Origin of the sequence: Novosphingobium chloroacetimidivorans (assembly GCF_014204535.1) — a bacterium.
GTDB classification, from domain to species: domain Bacteria; phylum Pseudomonadota; class Alphaproteobacteria; order Sphingomonadales; family Sphingomonadaceae; genus Novosphingobium; species Novosphingobium chloroacetimidivorans.
Map to the genome: position 1 here is coordinate 1 of NZ_JACHLR010000032.1, position 24036 is coordinate 24036.

18 protein-coding genes and 1 pseudogene are annotated in these 24036 nt (G+C 61.0%); 12 read left to right on the forward strand and 7 right to left on the reverse strand.

Features of this window, described 5'->3' with window-relative positions; all coding sequences use genetic code 11:
- Positions 1 to 219 precede the first annotated feature (219 nt).
- From HNO88_RS20250 to HNO88_RS20260, 3 genes and pseudogenes are all read right to left on the reverse strand, one after another.
- Positions 220 to 477: pseudogene (locus HNO88_RS20250) on the reverse strand (transposase); the annotation flags it as partial.
- A 56-nt stretch (positions 478 to 533) separates the two neighbouring features.
- Complete coding sequence (locus HNO88_RS20255) at positions 534 to 2132, reverse strand: sodium/sugar symporter (protein WP_184250204.1); 1599 nt, start codon at positions 2130 to 2132, stop codon at positions 534 to 536.
- A gap of 32 nt (positions 2133 to 2164) precedes the next feature.
- Positions 2165 to 3028, reverse strand: coding sequence for an SMP-30/gluconolactonase/LRE family protein (locus tag HNO88_RS20260; protein WP_184250208.1), 864 nt, complete (start codon positions 3026 to 3028; stop codon positions 2165 to 2167).
- 222 nt (positions 3029 to 3250) lie between these two features.
- On the opposite strand from HNO88_RS20260, the gene HNO88_RS20265 reads away from it, so the two are divergent.
- Genes HNO88_RS20265 through HNO88_RS20285 form a run of 5 tightly spaced genes read left to right on the forward strand, consistent with a single transcriptional unit; the run spans position 3251 to position 8438 of the window.
- Complete coding sequence (locus HNO88_RS20265; RefSeq protein WP_184250211.1) at positions 3251 to 4984, forward strand: IlvD/Edd family dehydratase; 1734 nt, start codon at positions 3251 to 3253, stop codon at positions 4982 to 4984.
- The gene (locus HNO88_RS20270) at positions 4984 to 5862 is read left to right on the forward strand and encodes a 2-dehydro-3-deoxygalactonokinase (RefSeq protein WP_184250214.1); all 879 of its coding nucleotides are present in this window, start codon (positions 4984 to 4986) and stop codon (positions 5860 to 5862) included. Before HNO88_RS20265 ends, HNO88_RS20270 begins: the two co-directional genes overlap by 1 nt.
- Positions 5859 to 6494 (forward strand): 2-dehydro-3-deoxy-6-phosphogalactonate aldolase, encoded by a 636-nt coding sequence (locus HNO88_RS20275; RefSeq protein ID WP_184250217.1) that lies wholly within the window; start codon positions 5859 to 5861, stop codon positions 6492 to 6494. Before HNO88_RS20270 ends, HNO88_RS20275 begins: the two co-directional genes overlap by 4 nt.
- On the forward strand, positions 6491 to 7429 hold the full coding sequence (locus HNO88_RS20280; RefSeq protein ID WP_184250220.1) for a Gfo/Idh/MocA family protein: 939 nt from the start codon (positions 6491 to 6493) through the stop codon (positions 7427 to 7429). Before HNO88_RS20275 ends, HNO88_RS20280 begins: the two co-directional genes overlap by 4 nt.
- Positions 7413 to 8438: a sugar kinase gene (locus tag HNO88_RS20285; protein WP_184250223.1), complete on the forward strand. Its 1026-nt coding sequence runs from the start codon at positions 7413 to 7415 to the stop codon at positions 8436 to 8438. Before HNO88_RS20280 ends, HNO88_RS20285 begins: the two co-directional genes overlap by 17 nt.
- Before the next feature lie 234 nt (positions 8439 to 8672).
- On the opposite strand, the gene HNO88_RS20290 is transcribed toward HNO88_RS20285, so the two are convergent.
- Genes HNO88_RS20290 through HNO88_RS20300 form a run of 3 tightly spaced genes read right to left on the reverse strand, consistent with a single transcriptional unit; the run spans position 8673 to position 14113 of the window.
- The gene (locus tag HNO88_RS20290) at positions 8673 to 9938 is read right to left on the reverse strand and encodes a DUF2264 domain-containing protein (RefSeq protein ID WP_184250226.1); all 1266 of its coding nucleotides are present in this window, start codon (positions 9936 to 9938) and stop codon (positions 8673 to 8675) included.
- A gap of 12 nt (positions 9939 to 9950) precedes the next feature.
- A complete protein-coding gene (locus HNO88_RS20295; protein ID WP_184250229.1) occupies positions 9951 to 10883 on the reverse strand; it encodes a DUF4861 family protein in 933 nt (310 codons plus the stop codon).
- Positions 10880 to 14113 (reverse strand): glycoside hydrolase family 2 TIM barrel-domain containing protein, encoded by a 3234-nt coding sequence (locus HNO88_RS20300; RefSeq protein ID WP_312857138.1) that lies wholly within the window; start codon positions 14111 to 14113, stop codon positions 10880 to 10882. Before HNO88_RS20300 ends, HNO88_RS20295 begins: the two co-directional genes overlap by 4 nt.
- Before the next feature lie 92 nt (positions 14114 to 14205).
- On the opposite strand from HNO88_RS20300, the gene HNO88_RS20305 reads away from it, so the two are divergent.
- From HNO88_RS20305 to kduD, 6 genes are all read left to right on the forward strand, one after another.
- Positions 14206 to 14973 (forward strand): FadR/GntR family transcriptional regulator, encoded by a 768-nt coding sequence (locus tag HNO88_RS20305; RefSeq protein ID WP_246382200.1) that lies wholly within the window; start codon positions 14206 to 14208, stop codon positions 14971 to 14973.
- A gap of 148 nt (positions 14974 to 15121) precedes the next feature.
- Positions 15122 to 16423 (forward strand): MFS transporter, encoded by a 1302-nt coding sequence (locus tag HNO88_RS20310; RefSeq protein ID WP_312857139.1) that lies wholly within the window; start codon positions 15122 to 15124, stop codon positions 16421 to 16423.
- A 35-nt stretch (positions 16424 to 16458) separates the two neighbouring features.
- Positions 16459 to 17568, forward strand: coding sequence for a glycoside hydrolase family 88/105 protein (locus tag HNO88_RS20315; RefSeq protein ID WP_184250235.1), 1110 nt, complete (start codon positions 16459 to 16461; stop codon positions 17566 to 17568).
- Between the two features lie 37 nt (positions 17569 to 17605).
- Positions 17606 to 18442 (forward strand): 5-dehydro-4-deoxy-D-glucuronate isomerase, encoded by an 837-nt coding sequence (kduI, locus tag HNO88_RS20320; RefSeq protein ID WP_184250253.1) that lies wholly within the window; start codon positions 17606 to 17608, stop codon positions 18440 to 18442.
- A 216-nt stretch (positions 18443 to 18658) separates the two neighbouring features.
- The gene (locus HNO88_RS20325) at positions 18659 to 20914 is read left to right on the forward strand and encodes a TonB-dependent receptor (protein ID WP_184250238.1); all 2256 of its coding nucleotides are present in this window, start codon (positions 18659 to 18661) and stop codon (positions 20912 to 20914) included.
- A 77-nt stretch (positions 20915 to 20991) separates the two neighbouring features.
- On the forward strand, positions 20992 to 21744 hold the full coding sequence (gene kduD / locus HNO88_RS20330) for a 2-dehydro-3-deoxy-D-gluconate 5-dehydrogenase KduD (protein WP_184250241.1): 753 nt from the start codon (positions 20992 to 20994) through the stop codon (positions 21742 to 21744).
- A 199-nt stretch (positions 21745 to 21943) separates the two neighbouring features.
- Here kduD and HNO88_RS22760 read toward each other — a convergent pair whose 3' ends face one another.
- Positions 21944 to 22069, reverse strand: a complete 126-nt coding sequence (locus HNO88_RS22760; RefSeq protein WP_281384071.1) for a hypothetical protein — start codon at positions 22067 to 22069, stop codon at positions 21944 to 21946.
- 156 nt (positions 22070 to 22225) lie between these two features.
- Here HNO88_RS22760 and HNO88_RS20335 point away from each other — a divergent pair, with 156 nt between their 5' ends.
- A complete protein-coding gene (locus HNO88_RS20335; RefSeq protein ID WP_184250244.1) occupies positions 22226 to 23788 on the forward strand; it encodes an ISL3 family transposase in 1563 nt (520 codons plus the stop codon).
- Positions 23789 to 24036 lie beyond the last annotated feature (248 nt).

Consider the following 24036-nt stretch of genomic DNA (forward strand, 5'->3'; position numbering starts at 1 on the left):
CCATCGGCACCTCGCTCGATGCCTTCAGCCCAGAAGAGTGCCTAAACTATCTCCAGAACTCCGGGTATGCATTCGACTAAACCGAAAATGCTCTAAATGTGGTGCTCGGCACCGGCGCTTTTATGAGGACCAGACTGCGCGGATATCCATCTTGGCCAGGGCATCAGCCTTGAGACCGGATACGTCGATGCAGACCATCATGCCGTCTCTGACAAACCTCTTGCGGACGGGGCGGGCCATACGTTTTAGGATGTCGCGCTCCTCCGTCACCCGGGCCAGCTCGCGCTTGAGCTGGCGGATCTCGGCATCCTTGCCGGCATCGCCTGACACTTGCCTGCCCAGCTGCCGCTTCCACGAATACAGCGAGTGCTGGCTGACGCCGAGCCGCTGCGAAACCTCGGCTACCGGATACCCGCGCTCGGTGATCTGAGCCACCGCATCACGCTTGAACTCATCGCTGAAATGGGGCTTCCCCATCATCGCCTCCTGTCCTCAAAATTAGGATAGAAGGCGTCCAGAAATCTAGGGGCTACTCACCACCATGTTGCGTAAAGGGCGATCAATCCCATGAGGATTCCGATAGCGATCATGTTGAAGCTCGTACTTGTCTTGTAGCTGACGTCGCGGGTCTCGATCGTGTCGTTCGCGGCGTTCGACTTCACGATAAGCGACATGGCTATGGCCAGGATCAGCGAGACTGCAAAGACCACGCTCATCCGGTCCATGAACGGGAGGTCGCTCCACCAGATCTTGAGTGCCCATGAAAGGAACACGGAGACGACCGCCGCCGTGATTGCGCCGGCTTCGTTCGCGCGCCGCCAGAACAGGCCGAGAAGAAAGATCACGGTGATGCCGGGCGTGAAGAAGCCGGTGAATTCCTGAATGAACTGGAATGCCTGGTCGGATTGGCCAAGGAGCGGTCTGGCCGTGATGATGGCCAGAACGATGGCGATGGCAGCCGTGATGCGGCCTATCGCAACCAGGTGGCGCTCATGATCGGGCGACGATTGCTCGTCCTCCACCCGGCTGCGCACGTGACGAAACTTGGCGTAGACATCCAAGGTGAAGATCGTTGCAATCGAATTGATCTTCGATGCGGTCGAGGCAATGATCGCTGCGATCAACGCTGCGAACACGAGCCCGAGGAGGCCGGTCGGAAGCAGGCGCATCATGGTGGGGTAGGCTTCGTCGGGTTTCGCAAGATCGGGTGCGAGCAGGACTGCGGCAATGCCCGGAAGAACGATGATGACCGGCATCAGGAGCTTGAGGAAAGCCGCGAACAGGATGCCCTTCTGCGCTTCATCCAGGCTTTTTGCCGCAAGAGCGCGCTGGATGATGTATTGATTGAAACCCCAGTAGCTCAGGTTTGCGATCCACAGGCCTCCGATCAGGACCGAGAGGCCAGGGAGGTCCATGTAGTACGGATTGTCCTTCTTCAGAATCATGTGAAAATGGTCGGGCAACTCGGTGGTCAGGCGGTGCCATCCTGCAAGAATTCCTCCCGGTCCTCCGATTTCGGAAAGCGTCAGTCCGGCGATGATCAGGCCGCCGAGTACAAGCAACGTGACCTGGACGATATCGGTGAGCGCAACCGCCTTGAGGCCGCCTCGCAGCTGATAGAGCAAGGCAAACGCGCCAAGACCGATCAGGGCCACCGTTTGGTCGACACCAGCCACCTTGGTGACCGCAATCGATCCCAGCCAGATGATCGAAGTCAGGTTCACGAAGATGTACAGGATGAGCCAGAAAACCGCCATCAGCGTCCGGATCGAGGGACCGTACCGCCGCTCTAGGAACTGCGGCATCGTATAGATTTCATTTCGCAGGAAGATGGGCAGAAAATATTTGCCCACGACGAGGAGGGTGGCCGCAGCCATCCATTCGTAGGACGCGATCGCCAATCCGATCGCATAGCCCGAGCCCGACATGCCGACGATCTGTTCGGCCGAGATATTAGCCGCAATCAGGGAGGCGCCAATGGCCCACCAGGGAAGGTTCTTGGACGCGAGAAAATAATCAGTCGTGTTCTTGGGGCCAGCGCCAGGCTTGTCGCGCGACACATATTGCGCCAGCCCGAAAATCGCGATGCCATATAGCACGACGATGACGATATCCCATGTAGCCAATTCCATCGCATTCTCTTCCCTGAATTCTTGCCGGTTTTTTACAGACTTATTTGATCGGTTGGCATGCCGCCACAAGCGGGTGTGAAGGCGAAAAGTCCCCCGGCTTGTGGCTGGGCGTGCAGCGCCATGTGGTTCAGCCCCACGCTGGCCGATGTGACGTAAAGCGTTTTGTGGCCGGGGCCGCCAAAGGCGCAACTGGTGGGCCGCTGTACAGGTAACGGCACTTCGTCGACAATCTCGCCGTCGGGAGACAGGCGGCGCACGCACCAGCCATGCCAGAACGCCACCCAGAGATGGTCCTCATGATCGAATGTCATGCCGTCCGGATAGCCATGCTCTTCCAGAAACGTTGCGAACACACTTCTGGCATCAGGGCTGCCGGGCTTGTCGGCCGGATAACGGTAGATCGTGCGCAGCGCGGAGTCGGCAAGGTACAGGCGCCCCAGCGAGTCGAATGCGGGCCCGTTCGGAACCCGAAATCCATCCGCCACGCGTTCCACCCCGCCGCCAGCTTCGAAGCAATAGATGGCGCCTGTCGCCTCAAGTTCGGCATCATCCATGGTACCTGCCCAGAAACGGCCTCTCTGGTCCGCTTTGCCATCGTTGAAGCGGTTCCCCAAAGGTTCACCAGGCGCCGGGGTTTCGGGCAAAAAGCGCCCGCTGGTCGGATCAAGGCGGCCAAAACCGACATCGCCGACGGCGTACAGTTCGTCATTCTTGCCCAAAGCCATCGCTGTGACCCGGCGGTCGAGTTCAATCGCGACATCGGTGCAGCCATCGGGCTCGAACCGGTGGAGGCATGCATTCTTGATGTCGATCCACCACAGGACTTGCCGGTTTTCGTCCCATAGCGGCCCTTCGCCCAACAGCGCCTTGGCGTCTGCGACGCAGGTGGGTGACATATCGCAATTTTCCTCTTGCCGTTCCAGTTCAGATTTGTAGTATAAATCTGACGACGGCAATAGAAAAGTCGGTGGAGGGGATAAGCGGTCGGACCTCTTCGATGCCATAATCGTGCGGCGCGGCCGCCGATGCCGAGGCGTCACGACGATTCGTTTCGATTTCTCACCTTGGTGACGCGCGCCCGACAATGCCCCGATAATGCGGAGTTATGGAGCCTTAAGATGCACAAAGACGGCAAGGGGGACAGTGGGCTCCGGTCGCGGGCGAGCTATGGCAAGCAGGACAAGGACGGCTTCATCCATCGCAGCTGGATGAAGAATCAGGGCTTTCCCGACCATGTGTTCGATGGAAGGCCGGTCATTGGAATTTGTCAGACATTTTCAGAGTTCAATCCCTGTCATACCCATTTCCGGGAGTTGGCAGATGCGGTGAAGCGCGGAGTCTGGGAGGCAGGGGGGCTCCCACTCGAATTCCCGACCATGTCGCTCGGCGAAACGCAGATCCGGCCCACCGCCATGCTCTTTCGCAATCTGATGAGCATGGACGTAGAGGAATCGATCCGCGGCTATGCGATGGATGGCGTGGTGTTGCTGGGCGGATGCGACAAGAATACCCCGGCGCAGCTGATGGGCGCTGCATCGGTAGACCTGCCTGCCATCGTCGTGTCGTCCGGTCCCATGCTCAATGGCAAGTACCGCGGCAAGGACATCGGATCGGGCACGGACGTATGGCGCTTTTCAGAAGACGTGCGCGCCGGCGAAATGACGATGGCCGAATTCACGGCAGCCGAAGCCGGCATGTCGCGCTCACCCGGAACCTGCATGACCATGGGCACGGCTTCGACCATGGCCTGCATCGTGGAGGCCATGGGGCTCTCGCTCTCGTACAACGGGACGCTGCCCGGCGTCGATGCGCGCCGCAAGGCCATGGCGCACATGTCGGGCGTGAGGATCGTCGAACTGGTCAAGGCCGGTGCAAAGCTCTCCGACATTTTGACCCGCACCGCCTTCGAGAACGGCATTCGCGCATGCGCCGCGATCGGTGGCTCGACCAACGCCGTCCTCCATCTGCTGGCCATCGCCGGACGGGCCGGCATCAGCCTCGACCTGGACGACTGGCAGGCGCTGGGCGCCGATCTTCCCCTCCTGGTCGATCTCATGCCGGCGGGTCGATATCTCATGGAAGATTTTCATTATGCTGGCGGCATGCCTGCGCTGATCCGCGAGTTGGGTGATGCGCTCGACCTCGATCATGTCGGTGTATCGGGTCGCTCGTTGCGCGAAATTGCCGCCGAAGCAGCCAACTACAACCAGGAGATCATAAGGCCGCTCGATCAGCCTCTACGCGAGAAAGCTGGCCTCACGGTCTTGCGCGGCAACCTGGCGCCGCGCGGCGCGATCATCAAGCCGTCCGCCGCTTCGCCCGAACTGCTGGTCCATCGTGGTCGCGCGGTCGTCTTCACCTCGATCGAGGATTATCACGCCCGGATCGACGATCCTGATCTCGACGTCGATCCCGATTGCATCTTGGTACTGCAGGGATGCGGACCTTGCGGTTATCCCGGCATGCCTGAGGTGGGCAACATGGCGTTGCCGCGCAAGCTGCTGGAACGGGGCGTTCGCGACATGGTGCGCGTATCGGATGCGCGCATGTCCGGAACGGCCTTCGGCACGGTGGTGCTGCACGTGTCGCCGGAATCGAGCGTCGGCGGTCCCCTGGCCCTGGTGCGCAACGGCGACATCATCCGGCTGGATGCGCAGGCCGGCATCATCGAACTGGAAGTCGACGCGGCCGAACTGGCCGCCCGGAAAGAAGCCTGGATCGCGCCTGAGCGCACTTACGATCGAGGATGGTACAGTCTCTACATCGACACCGTGATGCAGGCGGACGAGGGCGCCGACCTTACGTTCCTGCGCGGGAGGAGCGGCTCCGTGGTCACGCGGGAATCGCATTGATGGAGGGCGCGGCATACCTCGCGGTCGATTGGGGGACCACCAATCGGCGCACTTACGTCATGGACGACGGCGGCAGGGTGCTGGCCACCCAGCGTGACGATCACGGGGTCAAGTCGGTTGCTCAAGGCGGCTACCCTGCAGAACTGGCGGCCTTGCGCCACCAGTTCGGTCATCTGCCCGCGATCGCCGCCGGCATGGTCGGCTCGTCACTGGGATGGCAGGACGCAGGATATGTCGGGGCTCCCGCCGAGCTGGCGACACTTGCCGGTGCCCTGACCAGAATCGAGGGCGCCGATTTCGCGATCGTTCCGGGCGTCAGTCTTGCCGAGGGACATCGCGCCGATGTGATGCGCGGCGAGGAGGTCCAAGTGCTGGGCGCGAACCTTGCGGGCCTGGCACCACGCACCGCTATCTATTGTCAGCCCGGGACGCACACCAAGTGGATCACGGTGGAAGACGGCAGGCTGACCGATTTCACGACGATGATGACCGGGGAGATCTTTGCGTTGCTGCGGGATCACAGCATCCTCGCCGAAATGATGCGTGGGGCCGTGGCCGACGGCCCACTATTTCGGGAAGGCCTCCTGCGCGCCACTTCGGCGCAATCGATCCTGAGCGAGTTGTTCGGGGTCCGCGCGGCGGTCCTGCTGGGCCGGCTATCGCGCGATGACGCGGCCGCCATGCTCAGTGGTCTGCTGATCGGAAGCGATGTCGTGGCGCGCCAGATCGCGGACGAGACCATCTACATCCTCGCCGATCCCGCACTCGGGAGTCTGTACGCGGCTGCCGTCGAGACGCTCGGCGGACACGCAACGCTAATCGACAGCCATGCGGCGTTCGTCGCTGGCATTCATCATATTTGGGAGCTTCAACGATGACCGATCCGGCCAGGCATTTTCAACAGGCATTCGCCGCATGTCCGCTCGTGGCCGTGCTGCGCGGCGTCACTCCGGCCGAGATCGACGGCGTGGGCGATGCGCTGGTTGCAGCGGGCATGACGATTCTGGAAGTCCCGCTCAATTCGCCCGATCCTTATGACAGTATCGCCAAGCTAGCCGAGCGGCACGGCCATCATGCGCTGATCGGCGCGGGCACGGTCGTGACGCCCGAGGATGTCGCTCGCGTTCGCCAGGCCGGAGGGCATCTGGTGGTCTCCCCCAACACCGACGTCGATGTCATCCGCGCTACCGTTGGCGCGGGTATGGTGTCGCTTCCGGGCTACTACACGCCCAGCGAAGGCTTCGAGGCGCTTCAGGCAGGCGCTCATGGTCTCAAGCTGTTTCCCTGCGAAGGCGCCGACCCTGCTTATCTGCGGGCGCAACGGGCGGTCCTGCCGCGGCATGTGCCTGTGCTCGCGGTCGGGGGAATGACGGTTGAGGCAATGCCGGCTTGGCGGGCTGCCGGTGCTGACGGTTTCGGCCTGGGGTCCAACCTGTACCGTGCGGCAAAGCCCATCCCCGAAGTCGCCGCCGCGGCCCTCGCCTTCGTCGCCGCAGTCCACGCCCTGTGAGCCGGGTACCCCTTCGTATCGCGATCCTGGGATATGGCCAGATCGCGCAAACGCAGCACGTTCCTTCGATCACCGCAAATCCCGATCTCGATCTCGTCGCCTGCATCACGCGGCGTGATATTGCCCCGCAAGGCGTCCCCATATCCGCTTCGGTGGCACAGTTGCAGGCCTCAGGCCTTGCGGTGGACGCCGTCTCGCTCTGCAATACTCCGGGTGAGCGCATGTCGACGGCCTTCGAGGTAATCGCGGCGGGTTGGCACACCATGTTGGAAAAGCCGCCCGCAGCCACGCTGGGCGCGGCGCTCGCCATCGAACAGGCGGCAAGGGATGCGAACGTAAGCCTGTTTGCGTCCTGGCATTCGCGTTTCGCGCCTGCGGTCGCGGCGGCGAAGCGGGTTCTTGCCGGCAAACGCATCGATCGCATCGAAATCCAGTGGCGCGAAGATGTCCGTAAATGGCATCCGGGCCAGGACTGGATCTGGGAGACCAGCGGCTTCGGCGTCTTCGACCCTGGCGTGAATGCCCTGTCGATCGCCACCGAAATCCTTCCTTGCGAGATCGAGGTCGCTGCGGCGCAGCTGCAAGTGCCGGCGAACCGCCAGATGCCGATCGCGGCGCACCTGCACTTCAACGGCAAGGGCGTTCCCGATGCCGCGACCGCCTCGTTCGACTGGCGCGAAACGGCCGGGGAGCAGTGGGCGATACATGTCGATCACGAGGGCGGATCGCTGGCCCTTCTGGACGGCGGCGCTCGGCTGCTGATCGACGATGCGCCGGTCGCGGTAGGCGATGAAGGCGAGTACCCGCGCCTTTACCGGCACTTCGTGGATCTGATGCGCGAGAGCGCCAGTGATGTCGACCTTCGGCCAATGCGCCTTGTGGCCGACGCTTTCCTGATCGGCAATCGGGAGGTCACCGATGAATTCAGCATCTGAGACGGGTCGCTTCGTCGCCTTTGGCGAGATCATGTTGCGCCTCTCCGCTCCAAACGGAGAACTGCTGCTTCAGACGCCTCGTCTTGAAGTCGGCGTTGCCGGAGCCGAAGCGAATGTTGGCGTCGCGCTGGCGCAACTGGGACATCGCGTCTCGATGGTCTCGGCTCTTCCAGACACCGCAGTGGGCGATGCGCCTCTTCAAGCGCTGCGCAGTCACGGCATCGATTGTGACGGTATATTGCGCTCACCCGGGCGCATGGGGCTTTATTTCGTCGAGACGGGCGCCGGTGCTCGAAGCACCGAGGTCATCTATGATCGGGCGCACTCCGCGTTTGTGCGGGTGCCTCCCGAAAAATGGGATTGGGACGCCAACCTGGCAGGCGCCGGGAGACTCCACCTTTCGGGCATCACCCCGGCGCTCGGCGAACGAGGCACTCAGGCGGCTCTGCGCGCCGCCGAAGCTGCGGGCAGGGCTGGGGTGCCCGTGTCCTTCGACGGAAACTACCGCGCAAAGTTATGGGAGAGTTGGGACAGCGATCCCCGCGCCGTTCTCACGCAACTCATCGCCAGAGCCGACGTCCTGTTCGGGAATCACCGCGATATTGCGCTTCTGCTCGATCGACCCTTTTCGGGTGATGGTGCTGTGAGACGTCGCGAGGCCGCTGAAGCCGCTTTCGCCGCCTTCCCGAACCTCAAGCTTGTTGCGTGTACCGCGCGGCACGTGGAAACATCGGACGTCCATCGCTTGTCGGCACGCGTCGATCGGCCGGACGGCTGGCATGAGACCGACGAGATCGTGATTTCGGGAATTGTCGATCGCGTCGGAACGGGGGATGCCTTCGCAGCCGGCATTCTGCACGCCTTGGCGTGCGGCGCAGACGATGCCGAGGTGGCTCGGTTCGGACTGGCGTTGGCCAGATACAAGCACTCGATCCATGGCGATCAGGTGTTGATCCGCTCACGCGATCTCGCCGCGCTTCTGGAAGAGGGCAAGGACGTGCGGCGCTAGACACAGGCACGAGCATGCGTGCTCGCTGCCACGGTGATCGGCGCACTGAAGCGGATAAGAAGCCGAGGGTTGGCTGTTCAAGACCTGAGACCTGGGTCAACAGCCGACGATACTTTCGACCCGGTGAAGGTAGGTCCCCCCAAAGTCGAGTTTCTGGCTTGAAATGCGGGTTTCGGCTGGGCTCGAGCCGCGCTCGGAGCCAGATCGTCACTCTGGCTCCGTTGGCAGCGTCGATCAGTAATCGACGTAATAATCCTTGGGGAACGGCTGTCCGCTGAAAGCCTTTTTCGATGTCCAATCCAGCGCGGGTGCGGTCCAGTAGCTGTCGCTCGCTGGCAGTCCGAGCGCCACGAGGCTTTCGGACGTGATATACATGCTGCCGGCGTTGGAATAGATATCGCCCAGCGTCGGCAAATGTCCGGTGAAGCCGATCGTCAGATAGCCATTGGCATCGAAGTTGGAGGGAAAGCGGAATATCGCTTGCTGCGCCGCCACGGTCGCGCTCCGCACCTGACCTTCGGGCAACGCGGCCGGTAGCTTCTTTCGCCAAGCCAGAAGACCGAGCGGCTGAAACACTGCCGTGCGATAGGTCAGGGAACGGCCGATCGGCGCATAGCTACCGTCAGGGCCGATCAGCCGCTCGAGATGCTGGCCGTATCGCTGCATCCGCTTGTAGGCTTGATCGAGCAGCGCCACGGTATCGAGACTGTTGAACTTGGCATTCGTCGCCACGAGGATTTCGAGGATCTCGACCAGCATCGAATGGATCACGTACCCGCCATAATGATCGAAGTGGAAGCGTGGGCCATCGCCGTACCAGCCATCGCCGACGTACCATTCGTTGATCTTGCGAATAGCCAGATCGATCCGCATCGGATCCCACTGCTCGCCGATGGAGAGCAGGAAGGCTTCGTTCATCGCCGCGAACAGCAGCCAGTTCTGATACGGAGGCGACACGCGCCGCAAATCCTTGATCTCGTCGATCAGCCGCTTCTTTGTGACCGCGCTGAGCGGTTCCCACAGCTGCTTGGGAGCGCGCAGCAGCGCGTTGGTATAATAAGCTGAGTCCACCAGCGCCTGGGGCTCCGGTTTCCAGAGGAGATAGTCGGCGCTGCCCGGGTCGACCGAATGCGTATAACTGGCAAGGGCCTGTTCGCGTAGCCTGGAATTCAGCCGACTTTCGTCGGAATTATCGTCGGGCAAGGACAGCCACGGCGCGATGCCCGCCATCAGCCGGGCGAAGCATTCTAGATAGGCGACTTTGGGATTGCGACCGTCCCAGGTCGGGCTCAATTCGGGCTTGAAGGCCGCCTGCAGCCGCCCTTGGGACATCGGGCCCAACACAGGGGAGGCCATTCGGTCAAGCAGTCCGAGCATGTACGATCTGTCGCTGCCCTTTGCGTGGCGTGCGGCGGGATCGGTGCCAAGGGCTGTCGCACGCGTGCTCGCGGCCAGTGAACCGGTTGCAAGAGCGGACGCGAGAAAATTACGACGCTGCATAAACGTTCCTTGTCAGGAGCCGGCGGGTGGCGGTGTGAAGTTCATCTGTGCGCCGGCGACATATCGATCCCAGGCGGCGCGATCGCGAAAGCCCCCTTGACCCAAATTCCAGGCTGAGCCGGAATAGTAGACGAAAGGCTTGCCCGGGGTGACCCGCAACAGGACAAGATCATTGTCCGCATCCTGCTTCACGTCGACGATCATGCCGGGATCGACACGCAGGGCCACGGCCATGCGACCGTGATCGCGGTCCTGCGGTCCCCACCACGATAGCACGCCACGGCTTCGGTCGACCGTCATGTCGCCGCCCGCGCCAGTGGTGCGCTTGCCGATGCCGATACCCACAACCAGCGGCCCGGGCTTGTCGGAACGGATCGTCGAAACCATCCGCGTAAATTGCGTGCCCAAAGGCAGCGTGAATCGACGCGTCTCCCAAACTTTTCTGCTGACGTCGACCGGCCAGGGGGCATACTCGACCTGGAAGTCCGCGACATCCGGCCCGTTCTTGAGAATGCGGTAGGAGCGATAATTGCGCGATACCCACAGCTTGTTGTCATACCAGATACCCAACCCGCCAGCACCGCGTCCCGCGCCGACGTTGTAGAAGTCGATGCCTTCGCCATGATAGGCATGCTGGTCACCCGTACGAAGCTGGCGATCCATGAACGGCCAGGCGACGTTCTTGCCCCAACTGTCGACGCCCGATCCGGAAGGGGGCTCCGCCGCTTCGAGAGCATGGCCATAGATGCGGTGGGCGGTGCGGTCGTTTTCCCACATGAGATCATCATACCGATAATCCGCAAGCATCACGGCGGCCCGAGGCGTCTTGTCCGGTGTGGGAGGGAGGGGCTTATCGACCGGAGGCAAGCCGCTGCGGGGCGCATCCTGGGCCAGCACAGGAGCAGCGATCAGCGCGGCGGCGAGGAAAGCGACACGGCGGTTCATTGCAAGTCTCCGGCATTTGCGGCCTTGGCGGCTGCAGGGGTGGTGCCGTCTCCGGCGAAAGGCTCAAGGTTGAAGCCGTAGCTGCGTGGGGTGAGTGCGATGCGATATGGCGGTAAGGGACGACCACCCGCGTCCCACGCATTGTCGCCGCCAACGCCAGCCTGCACCGCATCGATCATCAAGGAGGCGTCGCCATGTGGCACGATGTCCGTGCTTCGACGCGTGCCGGGCGCACGTCGGGAAAGATCTTCGTAGGGGAAGGCGAGCACGTTCATCGACAAGGGGGCATCACCAATGACACGCAGGCCCCCGACGCCTGCTCGAAGCACTTCCATCCAGCGGACATCGACTTTGTTGCCGCTTTCCTGTGGGCGCATATAGTCGTGATACTGATCCGCGATCCGCCCGCGCCACAGTCCCAGCGGGGCGCCGCTTTTCCGGTCCTGATAGGTCTCCTGCGGGCCGCGACCATACCATTCGGCGGTATCGGTGGTTCCGGGCATGGTGAAGAAAAGGCCGATGCGCAGCGGGTCGGGCAGATCCGTCCTGAGCGGCGTAAAATCGCCGCTAACGTGGACCGATCCGTCCCCTGACATGGCATAGCGGGACACGAACGTGGCGGCGCCATCGCCCACCAGGTAGCGGACGGTCACCTCGGCGCCGCTGTCAGCGAGGGTTCGAGCCTTTACGGTCTGGACGACGCGTTGCGACGATGCCTTCTGCCAGACACCGTGCGTCGCCTCCACGCCCGTGCCGATGTCGTTGTCCGTGAGCGCGCGGTAGAAATTGGGTGTGCCGCCCTGCAGCAGCAACCGGCCCGCCGCGCTATAGCGATCGATCAGCCCGGTCTTGCGATCCAGCACCAGTTCGGCACCATTGGCGGCAAGGCGGACCTTCCCCCCCGCCTCGACCAGCGTTACCGCCCCCGATGGGGCGGTCGCCGTGCGACGGGGAGAGCTGAGCTCGAACTGCTCCCAGCCGACGACAGTGCCGGCATCTACTGCTGGAATAGCGCCATTTCTGGCGTGTGCCCGGACGGTCAGGACATATTCTGCGTCGGCCTGACGTGCCAAGTCCGGAAGCGTGAGCCTGATCGTCTCGGTCGAACGGGCGGCGGTGCGCAGAGCCGGAAGTTCGGTGCGGGCTATCGGAACACCGTCTTTCAGGACCTCGGAATCGAACGTGTAGTTCGACAGGTCGACGAAATCGTGGCGGTTGATGACGTCGATGGTGCCTGCTGCCCCATCAAAACGTGCGAACTGGATCGGCGCGTAGATCTTGCGCAGTTCGAACAGTTGCGGGTTGGGCGTGCGATCGGATTGGTTCAGGCCGTCACCGAACTCTATCTCGCCGCCCGGGTTCGCACCATACTCGCCACCGGTGCCCCAGTATCGGCGACCATCCGGCGTGTAGCGATACATCGACTGGTCCACCCAATCCCACACGAACCCGCCTTGCAGCTTCTTTGGGTGGCTGTAGATCGTGTCCCAGTATTCCTTGAGATTTCCACCCGAGTTGCCTTGCATATGCGCATACTCGGTCTGGATCATGGGCTGGCGAAACGACCAGTTCTCAGCGTAGTCCGCCATCCGATCGGCACTGTCGTACATGGGCGCGTAGATGTCGGCGTAGTCGTTTGGCCGATGGTCGGGCAGGCCCGGCCATGTGCCCCATCCGAGATAACTGATCAGGCGACTGTCATCGCGGGCCCGGACTGCGGCTGCTGCGTGTGCAAAAGTCGGCCCGATGCCGGCCTCGTTGCCCAGCGACCAGAAGATAATCGACGGGTGGTTCTTATCCCGTTCGACCATATTGGTGACACGACTGACGTGGGCTGCCTCCCAGGCGGGATCGAAACCCATCTGATAGCGCCCGCGCAACTGCGGGTGCTTGTTGGCCCAATCCATGTATCCGTGGCTCTCGATGTTGGCTTCATCCATCACATAGAGGCCATAACGATCCGCCAGTTCGTACAAGCGGGGATCGTTCGGATAGTGCGAGGTGCGGATCGCGTTGATGTTCGCACGCTTCATCAACTGGATGTCCCGCTCCATCGACTCGAGGGAGACGACGTGAAAGGTCTCGGGATCATGTTCGTGTCGGTTGACGCCGCGAATGGTGATCGGTCGACCGTTGACGGTTACCAGACCATCCCGCATCGCCACTGTGCGAAAGCCCACCCGGGCATAAGTCGACTGTATGATCGCGCCCTTCGCATCGTAGAGTTCGACCAGCAGCATGTAGAGATTGGGCGTCTCGGCAGTCCAGGGTTTGACATCGGGAAGGCGGCCGCGCAGCGTGACGGTGCGCTCGTTCGCGCCTTTGGCGATCGATTTTGAGAGCGCCATGACCTGACGGTCGCCATCGAGAAGTACGACGCGAGCTTCGCTGTTCTGCATCGACGGCGTCACCGCAACGTCGACTGCGAGAGTGCCGACCTTGTAGGTGCCGTCGAGCCCGGCATGGACGAAGAAGTCACGTACGCGAGCCTTCGGCGCGGCTAGCAGGAACACTTCTCGCTCTATGCCGGAGACACGCCAGAAGTCCTGGTCTTCGAGATAGGAGCCGTCCGACCACCGATAGACCTGAATCGCGATGACATTTCGTCCAAGGCGAACGAAGCGGGTCACGTCGAACTCCGACGGAAGCTTCGAGTCTTCCGAATAGCCGACCTTCGTGCCATTGACCCAGACGTAATAGGCCGAACCCGCTGCACCAATGTGCAGTATCACATCGGTCCCTGACCAGTTCGCGGGTACATCGACGTCCCTCCGATAGGAGCCGACCGGATTGGTGGCGTGCGGGATCAGCGGGCGGTTGGCTGGGAATGGATAGGTTATATTGTTGTAGCGCGGCTGATCGTAGCCCTCCGCCTGCCAATCGGCCGGCACCTTGATCTGCTTCCAGGCCGAAACGTCATAGGAAGGCTGCTCGAAGCCCGTTGGCAAAGCGTCAGCGTTGGGAGAAAACGAGAAGCTCCATGCTCCGTTCAATAGAATGAATCGCTCGGATTTCGTACGATGTCCGGCAAGCGCCTTTTTGCGGGTTTCAAAAGGGAAGCTGGTTGCACGCGCGGGAAACTTGTTGATCGCGAACACGGCCGGATTTTCCCAATCGGGACGTCTCGCATCCACTTGGGGCTGGATCGGTAATCCGATTTCCTGGGCGTGAACCTGCGTACAAACGCTCGAAGTGAGGAGGGCAGCGACCACCCGCATCGAATGCATCATATGACCTCCCCTCTATTTCGTCCTCGGATCGACCCGAGGCTCTTATTGTGATAATCGAGGCATAATCAGTGGAGATTGATATGACAAGTAGTATGCGGGCTGAGGGTTTCGATGAAGCCCGGCTCGGAGGCGATGTTGCAGTCCCATCCTCTCTTACCAATGATTTGTTCACCAAGATCGAAGCGCAGATCCGTTCAGGTGAGCTCGCACCCGGCATGCGCCTGCCCACGCAAAAAGAGATTGCGCTCACCGAGAACGTGAGCCGCACCGTGGTACGGGAGGCCTTCGCACGGCTGACCGCCCAAGGCCTCACCGTGTCTCGGCAGGGTTCCGGGGTTTACGTTGCCGACACGGCGGCGTATCGGGCGTTCCAGATCACCAAGGACGAGCTTCACGAGCTGGCCGACGTCATCAAACTTCTGGAAATGCGACTCGCCGTGGAAACCGAGATGGCGGGTCTTGCCGCTTCGCGCCGGACGACTGCGGATATCGGCCGGATACAGGAGGCGCTTCAGGACATGGTCGAAAGCAGGGACGATCCTATTGCAGCGGCCAACGCCGATACGTCGTTTCATCTCGCAATAGCGCGGGCCACACAGAATGAATATTTCGGACGGCTGGTCGATTTCATGGGGCTTCGGCTGGTGCCACCGCGAAATCTCTATCTGCGGGATCAGCCCGAGGCGTCGCATCAGGCTTATGCCGCCAAGGTTCATGCCGAGCATGATGCGATTGTCGATGCGATCGTGCGCATGGATCCGCAGCGCGCGCGGGACGCTGCACGCCATCACATGCAGGAAAGCCTCACGCGCCACTCCACCCTGAGCGCGTCGGCGCGGGTAAAGGAGCGATCCAGCTGATCTGGAGTTTCGTGTTGACCGGGCGCCCAGGATTCGTATGATAACTTCCAAGTCGGCATAAGCCGATCACGGGAGGAGTCATGCATAAGGTGTTCTACGGTCGGATCGCGACCTTCGCGCTGACATTATCTGGCCCTGGACTCTGCTTGTGACCTCCGATGCCACGGCCATTGTCGAGGGTGCGGCAAAGCGGGCGCGCGGTTATCGCTGGGTAATATGCGGGCTGCTCTTTGCGGCTACTGCGATCAACTACATCGATCGGCAGATGATCGGCGTTCTGAAGCCTGTATTACAAGTCGATCTGGGTTGGAGCGAGGCGCAATACGCCGACATCGTCTTCTGGTTTCAGGCCGCTTATGCGATCGGGTTCATCGGCATGGGCCGGTTCATCGACGTGATCGGGGCCAGGCTCGGCTATGCCGTCGCCTTTACGATCTGGACGCTCGCGCATGTGGGTCACGGGCTGGTCCATAGCGTCACGCAGTTCACCCTGATGCGGTTCGCTCTCGGCGTTGGGGAATCCGGCAACTTCCCCGCCGGTCTCAAAGCTGTTGCGGACTGGTTTCCTCAGCGTGAGCGCGCCTTTGCGATCGGTCTGTTCAACGCGGGCGCCAACGTTGGGGCAATCCTGACTCCGCTTCTGGTTCCAGCCTTGACGCTGGCGTATGGCTGGCGCTTCGCCTTCATCGCGACTGGCGCGTTCAGCGTGGTCTGGCTGATTGCCTGGCTGGCGATCTATCGCACGCCTGAAAAGCACCCGCGTGTCAGCCCCGAAGAACTGGCTTTGATTCGCAGCGACCCAGTGGTGAAAGTCCAGCAGTTGCCTTGGCGCAGACTGTTCCTGGTGCGCGAGACCTGGGCCTATGCCGTGCCCAAGTTCCTGACCGACCCGATCTGGTGGATGTTCCTGTTTTGGCTGCCTGACTTCCTTGGCCGCCGCTATGGCCTCGATCTCAAGACGTTCGGGCCACCTCTGGTCGTCATCTACATCCTATCGGACTTTGGCAGCGTGATCGGCGGCTGGACATCCTCGCGTCTGATCCGCGCCGGCCTAACGCCCAACCGTGCCCGCAAGTTCACGATGCTGGGATGCGCGTTCATCGTGCTGCCGATCGTCAGCGTGCAGTATATCGATTCCCTGTGGTTAGCCGTTCTCCTGATCGGGCTGGCGACCGCGGGCCATCAGGCTTTCTCCGCCAATCTGCTGACGTTGCCTTCCGATATCTTTCAGCGCGGAGCGATCGGCTCGGTCGTGGGCATCGGCGGGACTGCGGGCGCGATCGGAGGAATGCTCATCGCCAAATTCGTAGGCCATGTGCTGGAGGCGACAGGCAGCTATGCCTTGATCTTCGGAGTGGCTGGCGGTGCCTATTTTGTCGCCCTGGGCGCATTGCATCTGCTCAGCCCCCGGCTCGCGCCGGTTCGTCAGCAAGAGGACATCGCGTCATGAAATCGACAATCGCTGGCGCCCTTGCGCTCGCCGCCATGCTCGCCGCGCCAGCCGAAGCCCGCGCCCCCCGGCAGACTGAACGGCCTGCAGGCCAGGAGGCAATCGCCGTCGCGACTCGTGTCGCGAATTGGCAACTCGCGCACATGGACGGGCAGGGGCATGTCTCGCGCGTCACCAGCGAGACGCGTAATCCCAGAGCGTGGGAGCAAGCCGTATTCTGGATCGGGATGACCGCGCTTGCCGATGCAGGCGGTTCGTCCCAGATCAAAAGCGCAATCCTGGCGATGGGTCGGGCGAACCAGTGGCTACCCGCGAGGCGTCCGTTCCACGCCGATGACTTGGTGATAACCCAATCCTACCTATGGGCGGCCAAGAATGGAGCAGGGCCATCGGCCAGCGCACCGACACGCAAGGCATTCGATTACATCCTAGCCAATCCGCCACGGGTTTCGCTGGCGTTCTACCAACCGCCATCAGGTTATGACGACACCGAATGCCTGCCCCGCTGGTGTTGGGCCGACGCGTTGTTCATGGCTCCTCCCGCCATGATCGAGCTCTCACGTCAGACCGGCGACCCGCGCTACCAGGAATATGCGATGCGCGAGTACTGGGCGACGACGGATTTTCTCTATGATCCGGCAGAGCGCCTCTTCTATCGTGACAGCCGCTTCTTCGAGCGCCGTGATGCGAATGGCGAGAAGCAATTCTGGAGCCGCGGCAATGGGTGGGTCATCGCGAGCATGGCCAGAATCATCCCCATGCTTGCAAAGGGCAGCGCCGACCGCGTGCGCATGGAAGGTCTCTTTCGCGAGATGGCGCAGCGCCTTCGCGAGTTGCAGAAGGCCGATGGGTATTGGTCGCCATCGCTGCTGGTGGCCAAGGATTCCCCTCCTGAATCCAGCGGGACCGCTTTCAACACTTATGCGATGGCCTGGGGTATCAAAGCTGGTCTTCTGGATCGCGCGACGTACGAGCCGGTCGTCAGGAAGGGCTGGTCGGCGCTCGTGAAGGCCATTCAGGATGACGGTCGTCTGGGGTGGGTCCAGCAGGTTAGCGACCGCCCCGAGAAGGTCGAGGCCAGCGACACCCAGTTCTACGGCACCGGCGCTCTCCTCCTTGCCGCGACCGCAGTCGCGGCCCTTTAGGCAGGGCGCCAGCCAGTTCAGTTTTCAGGAGAATCTTGTGTTTGAAAAAACGTACTACGCAACCCATCCCGACATGATGGACGGCGTGTCCAATGAAGAACTGCGCGACCGCTATCTGGTCGGCGGTCTTTTCCGAGATGGTGAGATCGTCCTGACCTACTCGCATGGCGAGCGCTTCATCATTGGCGGAGCGGTTCCGGGCGCCAGCATTCTGCCATTGCCGGTCCAGACCGAGCCGGACAGCGCGGCGGGCCATTCGTTGCTGGAACGCCGTGAACTGAGCGTCGTCAACATCGGTCGTGCCGTCGGCGTCGTGACGGTCGATGGCGAGCGTCACGAGCTGGCCTCTCGGGATGCGCTATACGTGCCGATGGGGTCGGGTACCGTTACCTTCGAAGGCGAGGGCGCGCGGTTCTATCTGCTGAGCGTTCCGGCGCACCGGGCGTTTCCGCTTCGTCGATTGACCCTGGCGGACGCTACGCCGATGGAGCGTGGCAGCCTCGAGACGTCGAATGCTCGTCAGATCTATCAGTTGATCCTGCCGCATGTCTGCCAGAGCGCATCGCTTTGTCTGGGGATGACCATTCTCGAGCCCGGAAGCGTATGGAATACGATGCCGCCGCACGTCCATGAGCGGCGTTCGGAAATATACTTGTACTTCGATCTCGAAGGCGATGACCGGGTGTTCCACTACATGGGCAAGCCCGAGGCACTTCGTCATATCGTCATGGAGAACGAGGAAGCGGTCATATCTCCGCCTTGGTCTGTCCACATGGGATCGGGCACGCGCGCTTACAGCTTCATCTGGGCGATGGCGGGCGAAAATCTCGATTACAATGACATGGATGTCAAAGACATCTGCCAGCTGCGCTAAGTGTGTCATATAGATCGTAAGTTATCGAGCAGCGCCGGCTCTTTACAAACCATTGATTGAAAATGACTTTGGAGAGGGCTGGATGGCTCGATCAGAGCTTCAACAACGCTATGTCAGAAGTTATCATATAACTATTGCATTCAGTCAGGCTGCTGCTAAGATTGGGCCTCGGAGAAGTCATCAAAGACTCGGGTCCGTAAATCGGGGAGGACTATCATGAAGTTTCTAAGCACTACCGCCATGTCGCGAGCTATTCTTGCAGGTGGCATCTTCTGCGCGGGCACCGGTGTCGTGCATGCACAAACGCAGGCATCTGAGCAGACTGCGCCCGCCGCTGTAAATGACTCCAATCCAGGAGACATCGTGGTAACCGCGCAGAAGCGTGAAGAGCGCGTGCAGGACATCCCGCTGGCTGTTCAGGTTCTGGGTGGCGCGGCTCTCGAAGCGCAAGGTATCCGGGAGTTTTCCGACCTTACGCGTGCGGCGCCCTCACTTCTGATCCGTCCGTCCGAGCAGCCCGTCAATGCCTCCATCTCGATCCGTGGTATCGGCACCTTCGCGTTCTCGCCAAGCGTGGAGCCAAGTGTTGCCGTACAGATCGACGATGTGCCGGTGCAGTTCCTGGCTCGCGCTTTCGCGGATCTTTCGGATATCGAGAGAATTGAAGTTCTTCGCGGTCCCCAAAGCACGCTGTACGGGCGTTCGGCTTCGGCGGGTCTTATCAATATTGTCACTCAGGCACCAACGAAGGAGTTTAGTGGTCATATCGGCGGTCTCGTAACGACCGACGAAGAATATGGTGCAAACGGGTCATTGTCAGGCCCACTTACGGACCGTCTCGCCTTTCGGGTCAGCGCAAACTATAACAAGTTCGAAGGAAACGTCCGTAATCTTGGCACCGGCGATAAGGTCAATGGGCGCGAGATATTCTCGGTTCGTGGCAAGGTAGTCTGGGATCCCACTGATTGGCTGAATGTCGAAGGACAGATCAGCTACATCGATGGCAGCACCACGATCGGACGCCCATTCATTCGGGTGTCCCCCGCAGCGCGCCTGAGAGGCGTCGCCGCGAATGGTCCCAGCGTCTTTGCTCCGGGTGTGACGTTTGGCGAGAACAATCGCGACGTCGTCAACAACATCAACTCGGGAACCGACTATTACGATTTCGCACAATCGTTGAAGTTGTCGGCCGATCTGGGATTTGCTTCGCTTATCTCCATTACCGCGTGGGATCATTTTAACCAGTTTGATATCCTCGATCAGGATGAATCTGCTATTGCCGCGCTTGATAACCGCCAGTCCGGTACGTTCGACGTCCACGCCTTCTCCCAGGAACTGCGGCTCGTCTCACCGGGTAACAATCCTTTCCGCTACACCGTGGGCCTGTTTTATTCCGACCTTGATGTGACACGTGATTTCACCCGCGGACCGTTCTTCTCGCAAGCGGACTGGTATTCGACCAACGGTACCAAGCAGTATGCCGGTTTCGGACAAGTAGAGTATGACCTTGCCGAAAATACCACTCTGATCGGCGGCGTCCGGGTCGGCAAGAACAAGATCTACGTTTCGTTCGATGATCGTCGGGGGGGCACTTTCTTTGCGGGTGACAGCTCAAAGTCCTATGAAACCTACAAGCTGGGCGTCCAGCAGAAGCTTGGCCCCGATGCCATGGCGTTTCTGACTTACGCGACCGGCCACAAGGGTGAAGCCTATGACGTCGGCACCGGGTTCAACGCGAGCCGTCTGGTCCCAGTTCGTCCGGAAACGTCCAAAGACTGGCAGCTGGGCGTCAAAACGCAGTTCGCAAACCGCCGCGTTACTTTGAACGCGACCATTTTCAACACGACCTTTGACGATTTCCAAGCCCAGGGCATCGAAACGCTGTCAGATGGAACGATCAACTTCCGCCTCGCGAACGTTGGTAAGCTCCGCACTCGCGGTGTCGAACTCGAAGGCGGTGTCCGGGTCGGCGAAGACTTCAATCTTGGTGGTGGCGTAACCTACACCGACGCGAAGATCAGGTCGTTTCCTTTTGCACAATGCTACGCCGGCCAGTCTGCCGCCCAGGGTTGCACAGGAAGCCCGGCACGCCAGGACCTCGCCGGGTTCCGTCCAGCCCAAGCGCCCGAGTGGAAGCTTTCGCTGTCGGGTGACTATACGCCTCGCCTGACCGATACCCTTCGAGGCGTTTTGCAGGCCGCGTACAACTATCAGAGCAAGATCAATTTCAACATCAACAATGATCCCGAGAGCATCCAGGAGGGATACGGCGTTCTCAATCTCTCTGCCGGTGTCAGGAGCCCTGAGCAAGGTTGGGAAATCATCGGCTTCGTCAACAACGTCTTCAACAAGCAGTATTTCATCAACATCGCCAACTCATTCGGCAATCAGGGAAATGCCCAGGCTGTCCAGAGTTACCTGCCGCGTGATTTCAATCGGTATGGCGGTGTGCGGGCCAGCTACAAGTTCTAACTCGCCTTGCTGTCCTCTCCCACCCCACCTCAGAGCGCGGCCTTGTGCCGCGCTCCTTTTTTGTCGAGACCAGGGCCATGAAAGCATTCGATCTGACTGGACGTGTCGCGCTCATCACCGGAGCGAACACCGGTATCGGACAAGGTATCGCGCTGGCTCTTGCGCAAGCCGGCGCTGACATAGCCTGTGCCGGGCGTACTGCGGCGGTGGAGACGGTCGCGGCCGTAGAAGCGCTGGGGCGGCGTGCGATCCTGATTTCTGCTGATCTATCCACTATAGATCCGGTTCAACACATCATCGATGATGTCGTTCAGCAACTTGGCGGGATCGACGTGCTGGTCAATAATGCCGGTATTATCCGCCGCGCCGACAGTCTGGATTTTACGGAAGCGGACTGGGACGCGGTGATGGACACCAATCTGAAGGTGACGTTTTTTCTATGCCAGACTGCCGGCCGGCATATGGTCGGACGAGGGCGCGGGAAGATCATCAATATTGCATCGATGCTTAGTTTTCAGGGTGGGATACGGGTACCAAGCTATACCGCGTCCAAATCCGGGGTTGCCGGCTTGACCAAGCTCTTGGCGAACGAATGGGCGACCAAGGGCATCAACGTGAACGCGATCGCTCCCGGTTATATCGCAACCAACAACACAGCGGCCCTGCAGGCGGACGAAACGCGCAACCGTCAAATCGTCGAACGAATTCCGGCTGGCCGATGGGGCTCACCAGAAGACATGGGTGGTGCCGCCGTCTTTCTCGCATCCCCCGCGTCGGATTATGTAAATGGGCACATTCTGGCGGTGGATGGTGGTTGGTTGGCTAGGTAAGACCTCGCTGCGTGACGTATAGGCTCGATGGTCCCACAGTTCGCCCGCTGAAGCAGCATCGCGGTAAGAACCACGACCCCTTCACCACTTCTCACCGTGCGCGGGGTCGACGGTTCGATGACTATGTCTCAGCTTCGCGCCGGAGAAGCTCGCGATCAGGACGCGCGCGTTCTGGCGATAGACGTTTCATCCGCGCCTGTCAGACGAGTTCCTTCAGTGGCTTCTCCGTGTTCGCCCGTTCGGCCACGTCAGGCTTCGAGACGGCTTCCAACAGCCAGCGGCTCGCCACGATGGCGGGTATCAACCCGATCGCTCCGTCTGCCATATCGGCCGCGGTGCCTCGGATGGGTCGTTGTTCCGATCCGGCCGCCAGTTTGTCAATCGGCGTGGAAAAAGGGCTCTGACTCAATTTCCGTGCAGATTTGACAGGATCGGATGATCTGCGGTCGTGTCTTGCCTCTAGGCAATGAGGAGCAGGCCGATGGGATCAAAAGCGTGGGACAGCATTCTATCGCTTCCAGGTCTGATCGTGGAGCACAAGGTGTTCGCGGACGGCATCGTGCGGATATCAGGCCGGCTAGCGACGTCGCACGCTCCGTGTCCGGACTGCGGCACGACATCGACATCCTGCCACAGCCGGTATGATCGCACCCTCTGTGACCTTCCAATTAGCGGAGCCAAAGTCCAGCTGCGGCTCTCAGTACGGCGTTTTCGGTGCGGCGAAACGGCTTGCCGGCGACGTACATTCAGCGAACCATTAGCTGCGACCTTTGCACTTCGATATGGCCGGCGGATCGGTCGCTGCGATGCACTGCTGCGGGCAGTTGCCGTCGCGCTTGGCGGCAGGCCGGGCGCACGCATGATGGCGCGATTAGCGGTGCCGTGGTCGCGGGACACGATGCTACGTGTTCTGCGACGTGGGGAGCCAACGGCAGAGGCGCCACCGCCCCCGCGCGTCATCGGCATCGATGACTTCGCCTGGCGGCGTGGACACAGCTATGGTAGCATCGTTGTCGATCTCGAACGCCGCCAGGTCATCGACCTCTTGCCCGACAGGCAGCGCGACACCGTGGTCGCATGGCTTCGTAGTAACCCGCAGGTCGAGATCATATGCCGGGATCGCGGCCCCGGCTATGGTGCTGCAGCCACCGAAGCGGCCCCTCAGGCACGGCAGGTGGCTGATCGCTGGCATCTGTTCGAAAACGCATCGGCAGCGTTCCTGGCGGCTGTCCGCTCCGAAATGCCCGGTTTGCGCCGGGCACTTGCGCCCACCGGCCCGATCGATCCAGCGACCCTGACCCGTGCCGAACGCATCCAGTGGGACGGCGCCGAAGTGCGCGAGGTGCTCAACCGGCGCATCGAGGACCTCGCCGCGCAAGGCATGCCGATCAAGGCCATGGCCCGCATCACTGGCGTTTCGCGCCAGACGATCCGGAAGGTTCTACGTGGTCAACGTCACGACACTTTCCGCTGCCGCCAGAGCTCGCTGGATGCCTGGTCGCTGACGCTTGAGGCCGAGTGGGCTGCAGGATGCCGGGTGGGTGCCGAACTGTGGCGGCGGTTGAAGGTATCAGGCTTTGCCGGCTCATTGCGTGTGGTTAGCGAATGGGCCACGCGCCGCCGGCGTGACGAGAAACTTGGCCATGCCGGCGGGGCTTCGTTGAGCGCGCGCACGATTGCGCGCAGCATGACGACAGAACGGGAGACCGGCTCGGCGCAGACGGCTCTGATCAATGCCGTAGTCGAACGAGCGGTACGCTCGCTAATCGCGGCTCGAGAGGTGCTCGAACGCTTCCACGCGATGATGCGCTCGAAGGATGAAACTCGCCTCGATCCGTGGATTGCTACAGCTGCCAAGACGAAGCTTGCTGCATTCGCTGCCGGCGTCGACGCGGACCGGGATGCCGTGGCCGCAGCCATCTCGACGCCATGGTCAAGTGGTCAGGTCGAGGGCACCATCTGCCGCCTTAAATCCATCAAGCGCCAGATGTACGGCCGCGCCAAGCTCGATCTGCTGAAGGCAAGGATTATGATGCCGGCATGACCCAATCTGCACGGAATTTGGGTCAGAGCCCTTTTTCCACGCCGATCCACACACCATGTCGGTGAAAATGAGATTTCTACCGAATTTTAATGCTTTGAAAATTTCGTCATGAGAGTTTTTCCATCCGCACCGAATTGCAAAATGGTCGGGATCTCTAGGTCACATACCCATAAACAGGATTCCCAAAGGGGCGGCGATCTGATTCATTCTCCGAGAAGGGGATTGATATGGCGCGGTTTGATTTGACG